We start from the raw sequence: 18,774 nt of genomic DNA, 5'->3' as shown, positions 1-18,774 counted from the left end.
GCATTCGCACATCCGCACGGGTCCGTTACGCAACCGTGAGGAAGCCCCGGGCAACCGGAAGCCCGCCGTCCCCCTCTAGCGAAGGGGCGATGCCAGGGCACGCGCCCCCCGGAAACGTCATACTGCTCCGCGAGCCCACCGCTGTCACGGACCGGCACCGCGTGGGCGAAGAGACATACGGCGAGTGAACGAGAAGGCACGGTGCTGAAAACCTCCCCCGCGGGACCGGCGACCACCGAGAAGGCCGACCGTCCCCGCAGGAAGCCGCCCGGGGCCCAGACGGCCGCCGCGACGCTGTCGGCCGCGATCTCCATGGGGGCCTACTGCCTGGCGATGGCCGTCCACGGCACCTACCCCTTCGGTTCCCGTTCACGAGCCGTCAACGACCTGGGCAACCAGTTCGTGCCCTTCCACGCGCACCTGTGGGACCTTTTGCGCGGGAACACGTCCGGAGACCTGCTTTTCAACTGGAGCAGCGGATTCGGTGTCCCCTTTCTGGGGGACTTCTTCACCTATCTGATGAACCCCTTCTCCTGGCTCGTCGCGCTCTTCCCGCGCGACCAGGTGGAGCTGCCGGTCTTCCTGGTCACCCTGTTCAGCGTCGGCCTCGGCGCGTTCCTCATGACCGTCCTGCTCGGGCGGCTGCGCCCGGGCTCGCCCTGGCTGCGCGCACTGCTCGCGACCGGCTACGCGGTCAGCGCCTGGATGATCTCCGACGGCTTCTCCGACCCCATGTGGATGTGGGGCCTGGCCGCCTTCCCGCTGCTCGGCATCGCGTCCGACTGGTGCCTGCGCGGGCGCCACTGGATCCTCGGCGCCCTGCTCGTCTTCGCCTCCTGGGCCGGCAACTTCTACATCGCGGCGATGGCCACCATCGGCATGGGCCTGGTCTTCGCCGTACGCCTCCTGCTGGCCGACACCCCCCGCAGGCAGCGCCTGAACGCCCTGGTGCGGGCCGCCACGATGACCGCGACCGGCATCCTGCTCGCCGCCCCCGTCCTGACCGTCGGCCTCAAGGCCAGCAAGCTCTCGCAGCCCGCCCCCGACGCCACCTACCAGGGCCCGCCCGACGTCACCGACTACCTCGCGCACCTGCTGCCCGGCGGCCTGCTCGCCCCCGCCCCGCAGATCTCCGTCGGCATCCTGCCGCTGCTCCTGGTGTTCACCCTCCCCTTCGTGCGGCGAGTGCCCGGCAAGGAACGGATCGCCTGGTGCGTCCTGCTCGTGCTGGTGGCGCTCTCCTTCATCTGGACGCCGACGATCCTGCTCTGGCACGGCCTCGCCATGCCCAACGGCAGCCCCTACCGCGCCTCCATCGCCCTCACCGCGATGCTCGTGATCGTCGCCTGGATGGCGCTCGCCCGCCGCCCGCAACCCCGGGAACTGCTGTACGGCGCGGGGGTGACCGCCGTGGTGGTGGCGCTCGGGGCGCGCAGCGTCTACCTGGTGCGCGCCTCCTGGATCCTCACCGTCGGCGGCGGAGCGCTCGTCCTCGTGCTGCTCCTGCTGCTGTACCGCCACCGGGGCGAGCGGCGACTTCGCGTCGCCCTGACCGCCGCGCTGACCTGCACCGTGTTCCTGTCCACCGCGTACACCGTCTTCTCGGTCACCGTGATCCGCGACAAGAGCGCCTGGTGGAGCCCGAAGCGGACCCTGGACGCCCACTCCCGCGCCGCCTACGACGCCGTACGGGCCCACGACGACTGGCCGGCCCACCGCAGCGACCCGGGCCCGCACGAGTTCGCCAACAACGACCCGCTGCTGCTCGGCGGCGAGGGCGGCTCGTACTACAGCAGCTATGTGCCGGCCACGACCGCCGAGGCGCTGCACGGCCTCGGCGCAGGCTGGTACATCCAGGGCCGCCACACCCTGAGCGTCACCGACCCCGTCGGCCGCGCGATCATGGGCGTCGGCAGCTATCTGGACTGGGCCAAGAACGCCGACGGGTTCACCCGCAAGACGGTGGCGGCGCCGCCCGTGGTCACCTGGCGACCGGGCGGCGCCACCGACGCCGGCGCCCACGACACCTCGGTCTTCGCCCGCCAGGAACGCGTGCTCGGCGCCGACGTCTACGACGTACCCGCCCTCACGCCCACCGCCGGCCCGGCGCCCAGCACCGGCCCCGGCGGCGCCTTGCGCCTGCCCGGCAACGCCACGGGCTCCCCGTGGACGACGTTCAGCGCCACGTGCGCCCCGGGCACCGAGGCCTTCTGGTACGCGCCCTGGTACGCGGGCGGCGTCCAGGCGCTCGGCAGGACCCAGGAGCAGCACGGCCGCGCCACCATGACGAGCAACACCCTGCTGTCGCTGGGGACCGTACCGGCGGACGGCAAGTTCACCGTCGCGTTGGGTACCCACAAGATCCAGGACATCCCGAAGTTCCCGGTCGGGTGCCTGGACCATGACAAGCTCAAGGCCGCCGTCCAGAAGCTCACGACGACGGCCCCCCTCGAGGTCACGGCCGGCGGCCACTCGATCGCCGCCACCTTCCGCGAGGGCACCACCGGAACCGCCGTCATCTCCACGCCCGCCGTCACCGGCTGGCAGTGCTCGGTGGACGGCGGCGCCGCGCGGGCCCCCGGTACCCTGGGCGGGCTGATGGCCGTGAGTCTCGGCGACGGCGGATCCCGCCTCTCGTGCTCGTACCGGACCCCCGGGCTGACGTCCGGGCTCCTGGCGAGCGGCCTGGCGCTGGCGGCCCTGCTCGCGGTGGGGGCCGCAGGCATGATCCGTACCCGGTCGTCCCGTTGCTCGCCCACCTCTTCCCTCCACGGAAAGCACTGATGATGAAGCTGTCGGTCGTCGTCCCCTGTTACAACGAAGACGCGGTCATCGACCAGTTCGACGCCAAGACCCGCAGCGTCCTTGACACCCTGCGCGTCGAGTACGAGATCTGCTACGTGGACGACGGCAGCCGCGACAAGACGCTCATCCACCTGCGCGACCTGGCCGAAAAGCACCCCGACGCCACCCGCTACGTCTCCTTCAGCCGCAACTTCGGCAAGGAGGCCGGCATGCTCGCCGGGCTGCGCGAGGCCACCGGCGACGCCGTGGTCATCATGGACGCCGACCTCCAGCACCCGCCGGAGCTCATCGAGCGGATGATCGACCTCTACCAGCTCGGCCACGACCAGATCATCGCCCGCCGCACCCGCGAGGGCGACAAGAAGGTCCGCTCCGCCCTGAGCAGCATCTACTACCGCGCGGTCAACAAGTGGGTCGACGTCGAACTCACCGACGGCGTGGGCGACTTCCGCATGCTGTCGCGGCCCGCCGTGGACGCGCTGCTCTCGCTCGGTGAGTACAACCGCTTCTCCAAGGGCCTGTTCTCCTGGATCGGCTTCGACACCGTCACCTTCGACTACCAGAACGCCCAGCGCGAGGCGGGCGAGACCAAGTGGAAGTTCGGCTCCCTGCTCAACTACGGCATGGACGGCCTGATCTCCTTCAACAACCGCCCGCTGCGCATCGCGATCTGGCTCGGCCTCCTGCTCGCCGGCGTCGGCGCCGCCTACGCCCTGTGGATCATCGTCGCCGCCATCGCCTACGGCGTCAGCACGCCGGGCTATGTCACCCTCGTCGCGATCATCGTGGGCCTCGGCGGGGTGCAGATGGTGATGCTCGGCCTGATCGGCGAGTACATCGGGCGCATCTACTACGAGACCAAGCGCCGCCCGCACTTCCTGGTGAAGGAGGCGCACGGCTTCCCGGGCAAGCCGCACGGCGTGCAGCCGAGGGTGCCGCTGCGTGAGCCGCTGAAGCAGCCGCTGGACGACGCCCGGACCCGCGGGGCCATCTGATGAGAACCCGGCTCGACCGTCTGATGGACACGCAACTCGGGCAGGTGATCCGGTTCGGCTTCGTCGGCGGGGTCAACACCTGCACCTTCTACGCCTTCTACTGGCCGCTGCTCCACCTGGCGCACCTGCCGTACTTCATCGCGTACACCATCGCCTTCCTGCTCAGCATGGTCGGCTCGTTCTTCCTGAACACCTACTTCACCTACCGCACCCGGCCGACCTGGAAGAAGTTCCTGCTCTTCCCGCTCACCAATGTCACCAACTTCGTGGTGCAGAGCGCCGGGCTCTTCGCCCTGGTGCACTGGGTCGGGATGAACAAGACGATCGCTCCGCTCGTCGCCGCCGTGGTCGCGATCCCGTTCACTTATGTGCTCTCCCGTCGGATTCTGGTGCCCCGCCATCCGGGCCCCGGCGAACCCGAGGCGGCGGCGCGCAAGATCCCGGTGAAATAGCCGGCACCCTGCCCACGCGAAAGGGGGCGGACACCCTGACGGGCGTCCGCCCCCTTTCCGTATGTCCGCGTTCGGCTGCCCGCTGCCCGCTGCCCGCGTCCCGCTAGACGCGGCTGCCCTGGCTCTGGTGGGCCGCCACCGCCCAGTTCCCGAACCGGGCGCCCGGCTTGGTCTGGCGGGAGGCGTACAGCAGGCCGTCCGTGCCGAGGACCACGATCACGCCCCGGCCCCCCGCGTCCTGGGCGATGCCCGGTATCCCCACGAACTGAAGCCCCGGCGTCTCCCAGCCGTCCGGCCCCGCCGACGCGCGCGAGGAGGCGACCACCCGGCCCTGGTCGTCGCGGGCCGCGAGGATCAGGGGCGAGCCTTTGCCACTGAGCCGGGCCACCGCGACCCGGCCGTAACCGCCCACCGGAGCGCGCCGCTCCGTCTTCCACTGCTCGCCTGAACCGTCGGGCGAGGCGAGAGCCACCTGCGCGGTGCCCGCCTGGCGGTAGACCGCGCACACGCCGCCCTTGCCGTCCGCCACCAGACTCACCGCGCTGCCCGACGGCGTCATCCCCGTCGGCGGCGTCAGCTCCGGCAGCTCGCCCGGCGCGGGCGACACCCAGTGCAGCACCGTCTTGGCGATCGGAGCGGCCACATGGAGCCGGCCCGAGGGATCGACCAGGGCGTCGATCCCCTCCACCACCAAGGGGTGCGGCGGCTGCTTGCCCGCCGGGTGGTCGAGCAGCCGCCAGGGCCCCCAGCCCCGGCCGCCGCGCCCGCTGCGCAGGGCGATGTCGCCCGCCCAGTCGCGCACCAGGACATGCACCGTGCCGTCCGGGGCGAGGGCGGTCGCCGGATAGCCCGTCTCCAGGGTCTTGTCCAAGGCGGTGTCCGGCGCCCCCAGGGAGGTCCAGGCGCCGAACGTGGGCACCCCGTCGGCGCCGATGCCGCTCTGCTGGACGCACACCAGTTCCTTGTGGTGCTTGTTCCCGTTGAACGGCAGCACCGTACGCGCCGCGAACAGCTGAAGCGTTCCGTCAGCGTGGCGCACGACCTCCACCTGCGGGTCGAGCGGACCGCCCGCGCTGCCCACCGCGTCGAACGGCCCCTGCCACGTGCCCTTTCCCGCCGCCTGCTCCACCCAGCAGCGCACCGCGCCGTTGAGCACCGCGAACGCCGCGAGCCGGCCGTCCTTGAGCGGCGCCACCCAGCGCGAGGTGCCCGGCGTGCGGGTGCGGGTGCCGCGCGCCCAGCCGGCCCCGCCGCCCTTGAGACCGTTGGGGCCCACCTTGAGGTCGCCGCAGCCCGAGGGGTCGCCGCAGTCCCGGTGGTCCGCCCAGCCGTAGGCGTTGAGGAGCTGGGAGTTGCGCCGGGTGGCCGCAGCGTCCAGGGACGGCGGCGTGTAATTCGTCGGGTAGCCGATGTAGTTGGACACCGAGGCCGCGCGGCGCTTGCCCGCGCCCCAGTACCGCTCCATCGCGGCCTGCATGAACCGGGCCGAGGACGTGTGGTCCTGATGGTCCAGATAGCTCAGCCCGCGCAGTATCGTCGGCGCGCTCATCATCGCCACCGTCTCGCGCGGCGCGTGCATCGGCGTGGGGTCCAGGGTCCGTATCACCGTCGGGTTGACCCGCGCGATCACCGCCACCAGGGCGTCGATGATCTGGTCGCGGGTATAGGCGCGCGGCATCCCCACCGTGCTGCCCGTGCCCGGCAGCGTCGGCAGCTCCTTGATGGCGCCCAGCCACAGCCCGCGCATGCTCACCGGGCGCGGCACGCTCACATAGCGCGCCTCGCACAGGCCCATGTAGATCAGCTGCACATGCGGGGCCGCCTGCAAGTAGTGCAGTTCCGCGCGGTATCCCGGCAGCAGCTCCACCGGCTCCACCGTCCAGGGACTGTTGTCGTCGCCGGTCGCCATCAGGGCGTTGGCGGCGCGCAGCCCGTTGATGCGGGCGCGCGCGAAGGCGGGCCGGTCCGTGGGCGTCGCCTTGAACTGGGCCGCCCTGCCGGGCGCGTTGCGGCCGTCCGACTCACCGCTGGTCATGCACACCGTCATGGACAGGGCGCCGCTGCGTATCGACTGCTCCAGGTCCGGGTTCATGAAGTAGATGCTGTCGTCGGCGTGCGCGATGACATGCAGATACGCCTGATCGGCGGAGTCCGACGCGGGCTTTCCCGTGGTGGTGCCCGTGGACGGGTCCTCGTCGCCCGACCCTCGGTGCGGCGCCAGCCACTGCCATCCGCCATACGCGAGAGGCGCCGCCACGAGGCCGCCCCCGGCGACCTGCAGCAGACGTCGGCGAGGTGGTGACGAGGGCATTTCGGCACGCTCCTTGTTGCATCCATGTGCCCCGAATCCCCCGGGAGCGCGTCATGGAGTTGTTCGACAAGTCATCAGAAGGGAGGGGGCAGCGGCCCGGGAGGTTTCACTTCCGACCCTAAAATCGCCTCGCCGGTACAAAGGCGCACGGTATGGCGGTGTGGGCTTCAACACGCCACCAAGCCACGCCATCCCCGGTTTTCCCGCCTTTTCGAGCTCATTCGAGCTTAAAGGATCTCTGTCCCGTCCCGGTGAGGCTGTCCGCCGGTTGGAACTTCCAAGCGCCGCCCGGCCGTCCTGACATAGATTTCCTGGTGTGACAGTGGCAAGGCAGCAGGTGGCACAGGCCCGCCGCATCGTGGTCAAGATCGGTTCCTCTTCGCTCACCACCGCCTCCGGCGGCCTCGACGCGGACCGGGTCGACGCCCTCGTCGACGTCCTCGCCAAGGCACGCGGCGGCGGCGAGAAGGACATCGTGCTCGTCTCCTCCGGCGCCATCGCAGCCGGCCTCGCCCCCCTCGGACTGCGCCGCCGCCCCAAGGACCTCGCCCGCCAGCAGGCCGCGGCCAGCGTCGGCCAGGGCCTCCTCGTCGCCCGCTACACCGCCTCCTTCGCCCGCTACGGCGTACGCGTGGGACAGGTCCTGCTCACCACCGACGACACCAGCCGCCGCGCCCACTACCGCAACGCCTACCGCACGTTGGACCAGCTCCTGGCCATGGGCGCGCTTCCCGTCGTCAACGAGAACGACACGGTGGCCACCGACGAGATCCGCTTCGGCGACAACGACCGGCTCGCCGCCCTCGTCGCCCACCTGGTCCGCGCCGATCTGCTGGTCCTGCTCTCCGACGTCGACGGCCTCTACGACGGCGACCCCGCCAAGCCCGGCACCTCGCGCATCGAGGAGGTGCGTGGGCCCGACGACATCGCGCACGTCCAGATCGGCAGCGCGGGCAAGGCCGGGGTCGGCACCGGCGGCATGGTCACCAAGGTCGAGGCGGCCCGGATCGCGGCGGCCGCCGGCATCCCCGTCGTCCTCACCTCCGCGAGCCGGGCCGCCGACGCGCTCGCCGGCCGCGCGACCGGCACCTACTTCCACCGCACCGGACGCCGCTCGGCCGACCGCCTCCTGTGGCTGGCCCACGCCTCCACCCCGCAGGGCGCCCTCGTCCTGGACGACGGAGCCGTACGCGCCGTCGTCGAAGGCCACAAGTCCCTGCTCCCGGCCGGAATCGCCGCCGTCGAGGGCGAGTTCGCCGCGGGCGACCCCGTCGAACTGCGCGATCTGGCGGGCCGGGCCGTCGCCCGTGGCCTGGTCACCTTCGACGCCAAGGAGATCCCCCAGCTCCTTGGGCGCTCCACCCGCGACCTCGCGCGCGAACTCGGCCCCGCCTACGAGCGCGAAGTCGTACACAGGGACGATCTGGCCGTCCTGCACCCCTGAAACGGCTGAAAGTCCAGCCATAAGACAGACACCTTCAGGAAAACCGCCCCGCGCCCGGCCTCGGGCTGGTCAACTTTGAAGCGGGGGTACGCGGGGAGTGGCAATCCGCGCAGTACCGCACCGCATCGCACACAGCAGCACAGGAGGCCGCCGGTGAGACGAGCGCGCCCGGGGGCGGCGCCCCGAGGGACGACGGCTGAGCGGACCCTGACCAGTGTGGGGACGGGGGCCGACGTCGAAGCCGGAGAAGTACCCGAGAAGCAGCACGGGGACACCCCGAGGCTGTGGCACATCACGCTCAGCGTGTCAGGGGCCGAGACGCCGCTGAAGGAGGTCCGCCGGGGCCTCGAACAGCTCGCCCACGACCACCCCTTCCTGCTGACCAGCCGCTACGCCGAGGACCACGCCGAGATCCGCTACTGGGAAGAGGCCCGCGACCTGCACGACGCGGCGGCCGTCGCCCTGCGCCTGTGGGGCGAACACCGCTCCACCGCGAAGCTCCCGCCCTGGGAGATCGTCGGCCTCGAGGTCATCGACCGAGGCACCTACCACCAGCGGCTGGCCGAAGGCTACGGACCACCCCCGGCCGCCCCGGTGGGCGTCCACCCGTTCTGACCCATGCGGCCCGGCGCCGCCCTTCCGCGCGGGATCCGGACACGTCGGGAGCGAATTACGGACGCCCTGGGAGCGATTCCGGACACCTCGGGAGCCCTGCGGGGTCCTGGGGGGCGTGTGCCGGTGGGGGCCCGTGTTGGTGGGCCTGCGCCGCTGGGGGCCCGCGCCGCTTGGGAGAGACCGGGGGCGCGGGGGAGGGCCCCGGGAAGCTCCCCTGACCGCCCGGGGAGCACGGGCGGGGCCCCCGGGAGACCGCCCAGGCGGTCGCTGGGGAAGCCACGTGGAGCACCGGGGGGCTCCCTTGACCGCCCGGGGAGCGCGGCGGGGTCCACGTGGAGGATCCAGGGGAGCACCGGGGGGCTCCCCTGACCGGCCGGGGAGCGCGGCGGGGTCCCCGGGGGGCCGCCCGGGCGAGCGCTGAGGAAGCCGCGTGGAGCATCCGGGGAGCACCGCAGGGGCGCCGGGAAGCTCCCCTGACCGCCCGGGAGCCGCAGGCCGGTCTCGGGGAGTGGAACCGGGGCGAAACGCCCGCCCCGCGCGCATTACCCTGCGGACATGGCTTCGCACTCCTCGCCCTCCCCGGCCTCCTCGCCCGACGACGTCTCCCCGGTCACGCGGACCGCCCAGCAGGCCCGCGCCGCGGCCGCCGAGATCGCGCCACTTCCGCGCGCGGTCAAGGACGACGTGCTGCACGCGATCGCGGACGCCCTGGAGGCCCGCACCGCCGAGATCGTCGAGGCCAACGCCGTGGACGTCGCCAAGGCCCGCGAGGCCGGCACCAGCGAGACCGTCATCGACCGGCTGACCCTGACCCCCGAGCGGATCGCCGCCATCGCCTCCGACGTGCGCGACGTGGCAGCCCTGCCCGACCCCGTCGGCGAGGTCGTGCGCGGCTCGACCCTGCCCAACGGCATCGACCTGCGCCAGATCCGCGTCCCGCTCGGCGTCGTCGGCATCATCTACGAGGCCCGGCCCAACGTGACCGTGGACGCCGCCGCCCTCTGCCTCAAGTCCGGCAACGCCGTCCTGCTGCGCGGCTCGTCCTCGGCGTACGCCTCCAACACCGCCCTGGTCGGCGTGGTGCGCGACGCCGTCGCAGGCGCGGGTCTGCCCGCCGACGCGGTGCAACTCGTCCCCGGCGAATCCCGCGACTCCGTACGGGAGCTGATGCGCGCCCGAGGCCTCGTGGACGTCCTCATCCCGCGCGGCGGCGCCTCCCTGATCCGCACCGTCGTCGAGCAGTCCACCGTCCCCGTCATCGAGACCGGCACCGGCAACTGCCACGTGTACGTCGATGCCGAGGCCGACCTCGCCATGGCCGTCGGCATCCTGATCAACTCCAAGGCGCAGCGCCCCTCGGTCTGCAACTCCGCCGAGACCCTTCTCGTCCACCGCGACATCGCCGACGCCTTCCTGCCGCTCGCCCTGGACGCGCTCGCCGAAGCCGGCGTCACCGTCCACGCCGACGCCCGTGTGCGCTCCTACGCGGACGCCTCCAAGGCGACCGTCGTCGCCGCCACGGCCGAGGACTGGGAGACCGAATACCTCTCGTACGACATCGCCGCCGCCGTCGTCGACTCCCTCGACGACGCCGTCGCCCACATCCGGCAGTGGACCTCGGGGCACACCGAGGCCATCGTCACCACCTCGCAGGCCGCCGCCCGCCGCTTCACCCAGCTCGTCGACTCCACCACCGTCGCCGTCAACGCCTCGACCCGCTTCACCGACGGCGGCCAGTTCGGATTCGGCGCCGAGATCGGCATCTCCACCCAGAAGCTGCACGCCCGCGGCCCCATGGGACTGCCCGAGCTGACCTCGACGAAGTACATCGTGACCGGCGATGGTCACATCCGGTAGTTGACGACAACTCCCTTTCCGGGCGCCCGACTTCGGCCAGTCCCTGCCCAAACCCGCCGCCCGGGGCTACCCTGAACAGGTGCCGGACGACGTAGGGGGCGGGCCGTTCCCGGACGGCTGGGAGCCCGACGACGACCGCGGGGGCGCGGACGATGACTTCGCCTCCGTGGTGTTCGACGAGGACTTCGTACGAGCCGCCGCCATCCACGAACCCAGCGCGGTCGAGCGCCTGCTCGCCGCCGCGCAGGCCCGCGCCGACGCCGAGGCGGCCCGCGCCCGCGCGGGCGCCGGAGCCCCCGACGACGACCTCTACGACGACGGTTACGACCCCCGCCACCCCGGCCGCGACCCGCACGACCTCTTCTTCGACGGCCCCGGTCTGTCCGGCGGCGCCGAAGCGGGCCCCTACGGCCGTTTCGGCGGGGTCCTGCGCCCCTATCGCGGCCGCACCCGCTGGCACCGGCCCATCGCCTGGGTGATGGCCGTGATCATGGGTATCGGCATGGTCGCCCTCGCCTTCTCCGCCGTCTACCGCGGCGCCTCCTCGAGCCGCGACGACAAGGCCCCGCCCCCGGCCACCAGCAACGTGGACAACCCGACGAACGCCACCGCCACCGCCACCGCCCCCGACAGCGCCCCCGCCCCCGACAGCGCCCCGGCCCCGGGCGCCCCGATACTCCCGGGCAAGGGAGACACGTCGGGTACGGGGGTCGCCCCGGGTGCGGGGGTCACGCCGGGTACGGGTAGCACGCCGGGTAGGGCAGACACACGGGGCACGGGAGGCACGTCGAGTACGGGGGTCACGCGGGGCACGGGGGCCACGTTGGGCACGGGGGTTGCACCGGGCACGCCGGTGGCATCCGGCACGGCGGCACCCGCCGTACCAGCCACGTCCGCCGCACAAGCGGCCTCCGCGGCCTCCGCGGCGGCCGGTTCGGCAGGGGTCTCCCTCGCCCCGCGCACCCCCTGAGCAGCGAGTGAACCACCCCGCCGGAACTCCGCGGAACTTGTCGCGCACCAGCGCGTTTACCTTCCCCCCGCCAGACCTACCCTGAAGGTATGGCAGGGCGTGAAGTGCCACCCGAGGGACCCGAGGGGACACCCGAGGGCCTTCCCGGCGGAGGTGACGACGAGTACCGGTCCGTCGTCTTCGACGAATCGTTCGTCCGCGCTGCCCGGCTCCAGGAGTACTCCGCGCAGGAGCGGATGTACGAACACGCGCGTGCCGTACGCCCCCGTCCGGCCTGGTCCCTCAGGGCCTCCTCCAAACCCGCCATCGCCCTGGTCCTGCTGCTCCTCCTCGCCTTCAGCACCGCCATCTACATGGGCGTCCGCCACCCCTATCAGCCGCCGTCCGCCAGCAGCCCCGACGCCCTGCGGATGACCGTGGTCCCCCTGGCCCCCCAGGGCCCCGTGCCGGGCGGCGACGCCGACCAGCTCTTCGCGCACAGCCCGGCCGCCTCGTTCCGCACCGGCGCCGCCGGGATCGATCTGCCCCCGGTCACCAAGACCTCCCACTTCTCCGAAGCCCAGGTGATGGACGCCCTCACCATCACCAAGGACTACCTGGTCAAGTCGTCCCTGGACCCGAGCGTCCTCACCGGCGGCCCGGCCCGGGCGGTCCGTGTGCTGCTCGACCCCGATCTGATGGCCCAGTTCGACCAGAGCCTTGCCACCCCGGCCGACGACGGCCGGCACTCCGCCACCGGCTGGCTGGTCCGCTTCGACCCGGCCAAGGTGGCACTGGCCGACCCCCACGTACGGGTCCAGGGCGCGATGGGCTACGCCGAGGCCGGTTCCGACGCGCTCGACGTCAGCGCCGACTACGTCTTCGTGTACGCGCTGCGCCCGGCCGGCGCGGGCCCGCACGCCGGGGACGCCTCGCTGTTCGTGGTCCGCCGCGAACTCCACTTCCGGCTCGACCGCGACGATCTGCGTCTGAACAGGACCGAGCTCCAGACCAGCACCGTGGAGGCCGGCCCGCAGTCCTGCTCCGCCGATGTGGCCGGTCTGCTGCGGCCGCTCCTCGCGGGGGAGCGGGCGAGCGCGGGCGGCCCGGCCGCCACCGATCCGTTCGCGACCGGCCCCGCCCCCCAGGGTTTCTGCGCCACCCTGTCCCCAGCCGCGCAGCCCACCCCAGCAACAGCAACCGGCTGACGCCCGCCCGCCCGGTCCCGCCCAAGCAGCCCGGTCACCGGCGCCCGGCGCGCCCGCTCACTCCCCGTGGCCGGGAGACTCAGCCTTCCCGGGCTCAGCACGGGTTCAGCCTCCCGGGCTCAGCCTTCCCGGGCTCGGCCGCTCAGCCTTCCCCGGCTCAGCCTCCCGGGCTCAGTCTCCCGGGCTCAGCCTTCCGCGCTCAGCTTTCCGGCCAGTCCTCTGGTCCCCCTTCTAGTCCCCCTTCTAGTCCCCCTTCTGGTCCCGCGTCTGGTCCCCCCTGTCGTCCTTCCCGTCGGATGCCGGCGCGTCGGAGCCAGCCGCCTTGTCCGTGGGACGGGCCCCCGCCCCCGTGAACTTGTCGCGCAGCTTGCCGCCCAGGTCCGCCGTGCCGCCCGCGATGTCGCCGACCAGCTTCATCAGCGGGTCCTTGCTCGTCTTGACCGCGTCGGCGTAGGAGGCCGCCGACTCCCGGAAGGAGTCGGACACCGAGGTGTCCTTGTCCTCGTTGCGGCGCGGGTAGTGACCGTCCATGATCCGCTGGTAGTCGCGGGTCTCGGTCCACTTCTTCAACTCGGCGGCGCGCACCGTGGTGAAGGGGTGGGAGCGGGGCAGCACATTGAGGATCTTCAGCACGGAATCGCGCAGGTCGCCCCCGGCCTCGTACTCCTCGGCCTGCTCAAGGAATGCGTCCACGTTCATCTCGTGCAGGTGGTTGCCGCCGGCTATCTTCATCAACCCCCGCATCGAGGCGTACGGATCCTGGCCCACCAGCAGCCCGGCCCGGTCCGCCGAAAGCTCCGACTTGCGGAACCATTCACGGAGCGCCGTCACGATCGCCATGATCGCCACGTTGCCCAGCGGGATCCACGCGACCTTGAGGGCGAGGTTGGTCAGGAAGAGCAGGATCGTGCGGTAGACCGCGTGGCCGGAGAGGGCGTGGCCCACCTCGTGGCCGACGACCGCGCGCATCTCCTCCTCGTCAAGCAGCTCCACCAGGCCCGTCGTCACCACGATGATCGGCTCGTCGAGACCGATGCACATCGCGTTGGGCTGCGGGTTCTGCGTGACGTACATCGGCGGGACCTTCTCCAGGTCCAGGATGTAACAGGCGTCCCGCAGCATGGAGTTGAGGTGGGCGAACTGCGTGTCGCCCACGCGCACGGAGTCCGACAGGAACAGGAGTCTCAGGCTGCGCTCGGGCAGCAGTCCGCTCAGTGCCTTGAATACGGTGTCGAAACCGGACAGCTTGCGCAGCGCGACCAGCGCCGAGCGGTCGGCGGGGTGTTCGTAGGCCCGGGAGGAGATCCCGGGGAACCTGCGCCGCTGCCTGCTCGGCACGTTGTCGTTGAAGCCCTCGGTCATGGGTGCCCCCTGTCGTTCGAGTGTCGGCTCGTCCCCCTGACGACATCCACACTAGGCGGTGGCGGTACCGTGGCCCGGGGGCCTGTGGATAACTTCGAGGAGACCTGCCATGCCGGACGTCACGCCGGACGTCGTCACTGCTCTCGCCGCCGCCTCCGGGCAGGGACCGGGTGCGCTGCTGCGGATCCTGCTCCTTGCCTCCATGGTCGGAGCGGCCCTGCTGGCCTGGTTCCTGCTGCGCGGATACCGCTCGAACGGCGGCGACGACAACGACAACGACTGAGTCGGCGTGAGCGTGCCCGGACCGCCCGCATACGATGTGGGCGAAGTCTCCGCCCCGACTCCCGGATAGGTCCTGCCGAAGATGAGCCTCCACAGCACCGCCGCCAACCTGGTCTCGCTCGCCGAAGGCGCCGAGCACGGTGGCAACCACGACAGCTTGCAGCCCTGGATGACGGGCGGCGGCGCGCTGCTCGCCCTGCTCCTGCTGCTCTGGATCACCACCCGCTTCAACCGCGACCGCTGATCCGGGGCCGTAAGCCGGGCCAGTAGGCTCTGCACGCATGGGAGAGCAGGAAGTGCCTACCGGTCCGGTGAAGCGACGCATCGGTGTGATGGGCGGAACGTTTGATCCGATCCATCACGGACACCTCGTGGCCGCGAGCGAGGTGGCCTCGCAGTTCCATCTGGACGAGGTCGTCTTCGTGCCGACCGGGCAGCCCTGGCAGAAGAGCCACAAGCTGGTGTCCCCGGCCGAGGACCGTTATCTGATGACGGTCATCGCCACCGCGTCCAACCCGCAGTTCTCGGTCAGTCGCATCGACATCGACCGGGGCGGGGCGACGTACACCATCGACACCCTGCGGGATCTGCGCGACCGCAACAGCGACGCGGACCTCTTCTTCATCACCGGCGCCGACGCGCTGGCCCAGATCCTCACCTGGCGGGACGCCGAAGAGCTGTTCTCGCTCGCCCATTTCATCGGTGTGACCCGCCCCGGCCATGTGCTGACGGACGACGGTCTGCCCGAGGGCGGGGTCTCGTTGGTGGAGGTGCCGGCGCTGGCGATTTCCTCGACCGGCTGCCGGGCCAGGGTCGCGCAGGGCGACCCCGTCTGGTATCTGGTTCCGGACGGTGTGGTCCGCTACATCGACAAGCGCCAGCTGTACCGCGGCGAGTGAGACCAGCTGTAGCGCCTGTACGTCGGCGAGTGAGAGAAGGCCACCGGTGAACGACCGCCAGTACGATCCGCATGCACCCCAGGTGCAGTTGGTCGGATACGACGAGTACGGCCGGCCGGTGTACCAACAGGTCCCGCAGCAGCAGGTCCCTTCGCAGCAGCAGGCGTACGACCCCTACGCGCAGCCGCAGGAGCCTCAGCAGCAACCGCAGCAACAGGGGTACGGGTACGACCAGACGTACGTGCCGCAGCAGTCGCCGTACGACCCCTACGGGCAGCAACTGCCCCAGCAGCCGCAGGAGTTCGACGGGACCCAGCGGTTCCCGCAGCAGGCCTACGGGACCGGCCAGGGAAGCGACTACGGGCAGAGCTACGGGCAGGGTCCTGCCTCCGCCCAGCAGCCGCCCGCCCAGGCGCCCCCGACGCCCGCCGCACCACAGGCGTCCGCCGCGCCGGCGCAGTCCGGGACGGAGCCGCAGACCACGCCCGCGGTGCCCAAGCAGCGCAAGGACGAGGGCGGCGAGAAGGCCGACCGCGACTCCGGCACCGAGCAGTTCTCCTTCATCGAGGAGCCCAATGAGGACTCCGAAGACGTCATCGACTGGCTGAAGTTCACTGAGAGCCGCAGCGAGCGCCGCGAGGAGGCCAAGCGTCGTGGCCGCAACCGCGTCGTCGCCCTCGTCGTGGCGCTCGTCCTGCTGGTGGTGGGCGGCGTCGGCTACCTCTGGTTCGCGGGCAAGCTGCCCGGCTCTTCGTCCTCGTCGGACGCCAAGAAGGGCGGCGCCACGGCCGGGGCGCAGAAGCGAGACGTGATCGTGGTGCATCTGCACAACACCAAGGCGGGCGGCACCTCCACGGTGCTGCTCGTCAACAACGCGGGCGCCGGGCAGGGCACCACCGTGCTGCTGCCCAACTCCCTGGCCCTCACCGACGACGACGGCAGCCGCACCACCCTGGGCAAGTCCGTGGACGGGGACGGCTCGCAGGGCACCCGGGACGCGCTGTCCAACCTCCTCGGAGCCAAGATCACCGGCACCTGGCGGCTCGACACCCCGTACCTGGAAAACCTCGTCGACCTCGTCGGAAACATCGACATCAGTACGGATGCGGACGTTCCCGGTGCCAAGCAGGGCAGCGACCCGGTGGTGAAGAAGGGCGAGGACCAGACGCTCAGCGGCCCGATGGCCGTCGCCTATGCCACCTATCGGGGCCCCGGCGAGCCCGAGACCAAGCAGCTCCAGCGGTTCGGCGCGGTGATGTACGGGGTGCTGCGCAAGATCTCCGACGACCCGAAGGCGGCCACCGTCACCGTCCAGACGCTCGCGCAGATCCTCGATCCGTCGCTGCCCGAGAGCGACCTGGGGGCGGCGCTGGCCAAGCTCGCCGAGCACGCCAAGGCCGGCGCGTACAAGACGGCGCTGCTTCCGGTGCAGCCCGACGGCACGCTGAGCCAGCAGACCAGCGACAGCGTGATCAAGGACATTCTGGGGGGCCGTCTGGGCGCCGGCGGGTCCGACCAGGGCGCCGCTGTCCGGGTCGGCGTCAAGAACGCCAGCGGCAACGCCAAGGCCTCCGAGTCGGCCCGGATCACCCTGCTCAACGGCGGCTACGCGTTCGTGGACGCCGGAAGCGGCGGCACGCAGGCCGCCTCGCAGGTGCTGTACGCGGACGCGGCGAAGAAGGCGAAGGCCACGGAGGTGGCCAAGACCCTCGGCCTGCCCGACAGCGCCGTCAAGCAGGGCGACGCGGCCGCCAACGCCGACGTTTCGGTGGTCATCGGCAAGGACTACAAACCCACCGGCTGAGGGCGCGAAAGCGATCCTTTCGGGACTGTCGGCGGTCCGTGAGATCCTGGAATTCGATCTGATCCGATCTGACCGCCGACGAAAGCCTGCTTGTGACCGCCACGGACCGTTCCATCGAGCTCATCACCGCCGCCGCTCAGGCGGCCGCCGACCGGCTCGCGCACGACATCATCGCGTACGACGTCAGCGACGTGCTGTCGATCACCGACGCCTTCCTGCTCGCCTCCGCGCCCAACGACCGCCAGGTCAAGTCGATCGTCGACGAGATCGAAGAGCGGCTGAACAAGGAGCTCGGCGCCAAGCCGGTGCGCCGTGAGGGCGACCGCGACGCCCGCTGGATCCTGCTCGACTACGTCGACATCGTCGTGCACGTCCAGCACAGCGAGGAGCGCGTCTTCTACGCGCTCGAGCGTCTGTGGAAGGACTGCCCCGAGCTGCCCCTGCCGGACGACGCCATGAAGACCCGGGGCAAGGCGGCCGAGCACGCCGCGCTCACCGGCGCCGACGAGACGGACGGTGAGCTGAGCTGAACGGCACCACCAAGGGCGGCCGTGGCCGCCGGATAGTCCTGTGGCGGCACGGTCAGACGGCCTGGAACCTGGAGCGCCGCTTCCAGGGCTCCACGGACATCGAGCTGACGGAGACCGGCGTCGCCCAGGCACACCGGTCCGCGCGCCTGCTGGCCGCCCTGAAGCCGGACGCGATCATCGCCTCCGACCTTCAGCGGGCCGCCGCCACGGCCGCCGAGCTCGCGGCCGTCACCGGCCTGCCGGTCGAGCACGACGCGGGGCTGCGGGAGACGTACGCGGGCGCCTGGCAGGGGCTCACGCACGAGGAGATCGTCGCCCGGTACGGCGAGCAGTACGCCGCGTGGAAGCGCGGCGAGGCTGTGCGCAGGGGTGGCGGCGAGCTGGAGACCGAGGTGGCCGACCGGGCCGCCCCGGTCGTGCTGCGGCATGCCGACAAGCTGCCCGACGATGGCACCCTCGTCGTCGTCAGCCACGGCGGCACCATCCGCACGACGATCGGCCGTCTGCTCGGACTTGAAGCGCACCACTGGGAGGGCCTTGGCGGCCTCACCAACTGCTGCTGGTCCGTCCTCGGCGAGGGCGCGCGCGGCTGGCGTCTGCTCGAGCACAACGCCGGCACGCTCCCCGAGCCGGTCCTCGGCGACGACGACTAACCGCTGCTCAGGGGTGGTGGAGGCCGGATTTCACTTTCCGGCAGGTCACAGGCTAGAGTTCTTCTTGTTCGCAGCGCGGGACCGCCGAAGAAGCGGAAACAAGGCGAACAGCGGGGCTATAGCTCAGTTGGTAGAGCGCCTGCATGGCATGCAGGAGGTCAGGAGTTCAATTCTCCTTAGCTCCACAATCGGATCCCGTCCCCTCGTGGGGGCGGGATCTTCTTGTTGGGGTCCTGACTGCCTGAGCGCGGCGCGGCCGCGGCCGGCGCGCACTTGCGCCCGCGCGCCGCGGCCACGCTCCCGCGCACCTGGTGGTGGGGCCGTCCTGGGCGGCCTGGCCGGTCTCGTACCCCGACAGCACTGACCCTCTTGCGAGGACATGGCAGAATCGGGACGGCCGGAGGGGGACGACGGACCGAACGGGAGGGAGCGCGCGATGCCCGCGAGTCGCGAAGAATTCCCACAACCGCCCGGCGGCCCGCACGCGCCGGTGCTCGGCACCCGCCTGAGCTGCCCGTCCTGCGGTTCCTCCCATGTCGCCCAGATGCTCGGCGACAACGGTGGCGTGTCCTGCGTGTGCACGGCCTGCGGCCACAGCTGGAGCTGAA

General features: G+C 71.4%; 16 protein-coding genes, 1 tRNA gene and 1 pseudogene. 16 read left to right on the top strand and 2 right to left on the bottom strand.

All coding sequences use genetic code 11. From position 1 onward, the window contains the following. The first annotated feature begins 201 nt into the window (after positions 1–201). Genes ACFYM2_RS22050 through ACFYM2_RS22040 form a run of 3 tightly spaced genes read left to right on the top strand, consistent with a single transcriptional unit; the run spans position 202 to position 4,252 of the window. Positions 202–2,784, top strand: coding sequence for a YfhO family protein (locus ACFYM2_RS22050; protein WP_388838450.1), 2,583 nt, complete (start codon positions 202–204; stop codon positions 2,782–2,784). A 2-nt stretch (positions 2,785–2,786) separates the two neighbouring features. After that, on the top strand, positions 2,787–3,800 hold the full coding sequence (locus ACFYM2_RS22045) for a glycosyltransferase family 2 protein (protein WP_388838607.1): 1,014 nt from the start codon (positions 2,787–2,789) through the stop codon (positions 3,798–3,800). Further along, positions 3,800–4,252 carry a GtrA family protein gene (locus tag ACFYM2_RS22040; RefSeq protein WP_388454963.1) on the top strand — a complete coding sequence of 151 codons (453 nt, stop codon included), beginning with the start codon at positions 3,800–3,802 and terminating at the stop codon, positions 4,250–4,252. Before ACFYM2_RS22045 ends, ACFYM2_RS22040 begins: the two co-directional genes overlap by 1 nt. A gap of 103 nt (positions 4,253–4,355) precedes the next feature. Here the strand turns inward: ACFYM2_RS22040 and ACFYM2_RS22035 are convergent, their stop codons facing one another. Further along, positions 4,356–6,509, bottom strand: coding sequence for a PIG-L family deacetylase (locus tag ACFYM2_RS22035; protein ID WP_388838448.1), 2,154 nt, complete (start codon positions 6,507–6,509; stop codon positions 4,356–4,358). Between the two features lie 370 nt (positions 6,510–6,879). Here ACFYM2_RS22035 and proB point away from each other — a divergent pair, with 370 nt between their 5' ends. From proB to ACFYM2_RS22010, 5 genes and pseudogenes are all read left to right on the top strand, one after another. Then, positions 6,880–8,007 carry a glutamate 5-kinase gene (gene proB, locus ACFYM2_RS22030; protein WP_359000146.1) on the top strand — a complete coding sequence of 376 codons (1,128 nt, stop codon included), beginning with the start codon at positions 6,880–6,882 and terminating at the stop codon, positions 8,005–8,007. Between the two features lie 153 nt (positions 8,008–8,160). After that, positions 8,161–8,622, top strand: coding sequence for a hypothetical protein (locus ACFYM2_RS22025; RefSeq protein ID WP_359000143.1), 462 nt, complete (start codon positions 8,161–8,163; stop codon positions 8,620–8,622). A gap of 555 nt (positions 8,623–9,177) precedes the next feature. Continuing rightward, positions 9,178–10,479, top strand: a complete 1,302-nt coding sequence (locus tag ACFYM2_RS22020; RefSeq protein WP_388838445.1) for a glutamate-5-semialdehyde dehydrogenase — start codon at positions 9,178–9,180, stop codon at positions 10,477–10,479. 79 nt (positions 10,480–10,558) lie between these two features. After that, positions 10,559–11,137, top strand: a pseudogene (locus ACFYM2_RS22015) (hypothetical protein); the annotation flags it as partial. 401 nt (positions 11,138–11,538) lie between these two features. Beyond that, positions 11,539–12,636, top strand: coding sequence for a hypothetical protein (locus tag ACFYM2_RS22010; protein ID WP_388838442.1), 1,098 nt, complete (start codon positions 11,539–11,541; stop codon positions 12,634–12,636). Between the two features lie 243 nt (positions 12,637–12,879). Here ACFYM2_RS22010 and ACFYM2_RS22005 read toward each other — a convergent pair whose 3' ends face one another. Then, positions 12,880–13,998: a M48 family metallopeptidase gene (locus ACFYM2_RS22005; protein ID WP_388838439.1), complete on the bottom strand. Its 1,119-nt coding sequence runs from the start codon at positions 13,996–13,998 to the stop codon at positions 12,880–12,882. A 109-nt stretch (positions 13,999–14,107) separates the two neighbouring features. Here ACFYM2_RS22005 and ACFYM2_RS22000 point away from each other — a divergent pair, with 109 nt between their 5' ends. The 8 genes from ACFYM2_RS22000 (at position 14,108) to ACFYM2_RS21965 (ending at position 18,773) form a co-directional block, all read left to right on the top strand. Further along, positions 14,108–14,281: a hypothetical protein gene (locus ACFYM2_RS22000; RefSeq protein ID WP_359000131.1), complete on the top strand. Its 174-nt coding sequence runs from the start codon at positions 14,108–14,110 to the stop codon at positions 14,279–14,281. Positions 14,282–14,362: 81 nt separating this feature from the next. Beyond that, entirely contained in the window at positions 14,363–14,524 is a 162-nt protein-coding gene (locus tag ACFYM2_RS21995; protein ID WP_350230230.1) for a hypothetical protein, read from the top strand. A gap of 37 nt (positions 14,525–14,561) precedes the next feature. After that, a complete protein-coding gene (nadD, locus tag ACFYM2_RS21990; RefSeq protein WP_350230229.1) occupies positions 14,562–15,179 on the top strand; it encodes a nicotinate-nucleotide adenylyltransferase in 618 nt (205 codons plus the stop codon). A 46-nt stretch (positions 15,180–15,225) separates the two neighbouring features. Next, positions 15,226–16,983, top strand: a complete 1,758-nt coding sequence (locus tag ACFYM2_RS21985; RefSeq protein ID WP_388838436.1) for an LCP family protein — start codon at positions 15,226–15,228, stop codon at positions 16,981–16,983. Positions 16,984–17,075: 92 nt separating this feature from the next. Further along, on the top strand, positions 17,076–17,513 hold the full coding sequence (rsfS, locus tag ACFYM2_RS21980; protein ID WP_100578254.1) for a ribosome silencing factor: 438 nt from the start codon (positions 17,076–17,078) through the stop codon (positions 17,511–17,513). Then, positions 17,510–18,166: a histidine phosphatase family protein gene (locus ACFYM2_RS21975; protein ID WP_359000311.1), complete on the top strand. Its 657-nt coding sequence runs from the start codon at positions 17,510–17,512 to the stop codon at positions 18,164–18,166. Before rsfS ends, ACFYM2_RS21975 begins: the two co-directional genes overlap by 4 nt. Before the next feature lie 112 nt (positions 18,167–18,278). Beyond that, positions 18,279–18,351: transfer RNA gene (locus tag ACFYM2_RS21970), tRNA-Ala, on the top strand. A gap of 251 nt (positions 18,352–18,602) precedes the next feature. Next, positions 18,603–18,773 (top strand): hypothetical protein, encoded by a 171-nt coding sequence (locus tag ACFYM2_RS21965; RefSeq protein ID WP_388838433.1) that lies wholly within the window; start codon positions 18,603–18,605, stop codon positions 18,771–18,773. The last annotated feature ends 1 nt before the right edge of the window (position 18,774 follow it).

Source organism: Streptomyces sp. NPDC006711, assembly GCF_042869775.1.
In the GTDB taxonomy this organism is placed as follows: domain Bacteria; phylum Actinomycetota; class Actinomycetes; order Streptomycetales; family Streptomycetaceae; genus Streptomyces.
This window is presented reverse-complemented; position numbering and strand designations above follow the sequence as displayed.

What these genes read in the sequence shown, in the direction of transcription:
- ACFYM2_RS22045 (WP_388838607.1), top strand. Translation starts at nt 2,787, where the DNA reads ATGAAGCTGTCGGTCGTCGTCCCCTGTTACAACGAAGACGCGGTCATC.
- ACFYM2_RS22040 (WP_388454963.1), top strand. Translation starts at nt 3,800, where the DNA reads ATGAGAACCCGGCTCGACCGTCTGATGGACACGCAACTCGGGCAGGTG.
- ACFYM2_RS22020 (WP_388838445.1), top strand. Translation starts at nt 9,178, where the DNA reads ATGGCTTCGCACTCCTCGCCCTCCCCGGCCTCCTCGCCCGACGACGTC.
- ACFYM2_RS22010 (WP_388838442.1), top strand. Translation starts at nt 11,539, where the DNA reads ATGGCAGGGCGTGAAGTGCCACCCGAGGGACCCGAGGGGACACCCGAG.
- ACFYM2_RS22005 (WP_388838439.1), bottom strand. Translation starts at nt 13,998, where the DNA reads ATGACCGAGGGCTTCAACGACAACGTGCCGAGCAGGCAGCGGCGCAGG.
- ACFYM2_RS22000 (WP_359000131.1), top strand. Translation starts at nt 14,108, where the DNA reads ATGCCGGACGTCACGCCGGACGTCGTCACTGCTCTCGCCGCCGCCTCC.
- ACFYM2_RS21995 (WP_350230230.1), top strand. Translation starts at nt 14,363, where the DNA reads ATGAGCCTCCACAGCACCGCCGCCAACCTGGTCTCGCTCGCCGAAGGC.
- nadD (WP_350230229.1), top strand. Translation starts at nt 14,562, where the DNA reads ATGGGAGAGCAGGAAGTGCCTACCGGTCCGGTGAAGCGACGCATCGGT.
- ACFYM2_RS21965 (WP_388838433.1), top strand. Translation starts at nt 18,603, where the DNA reads ATGCCCGCGAGTCGCGAAGAATTCCCACAACCGCCCGGCGGCCCGCAC.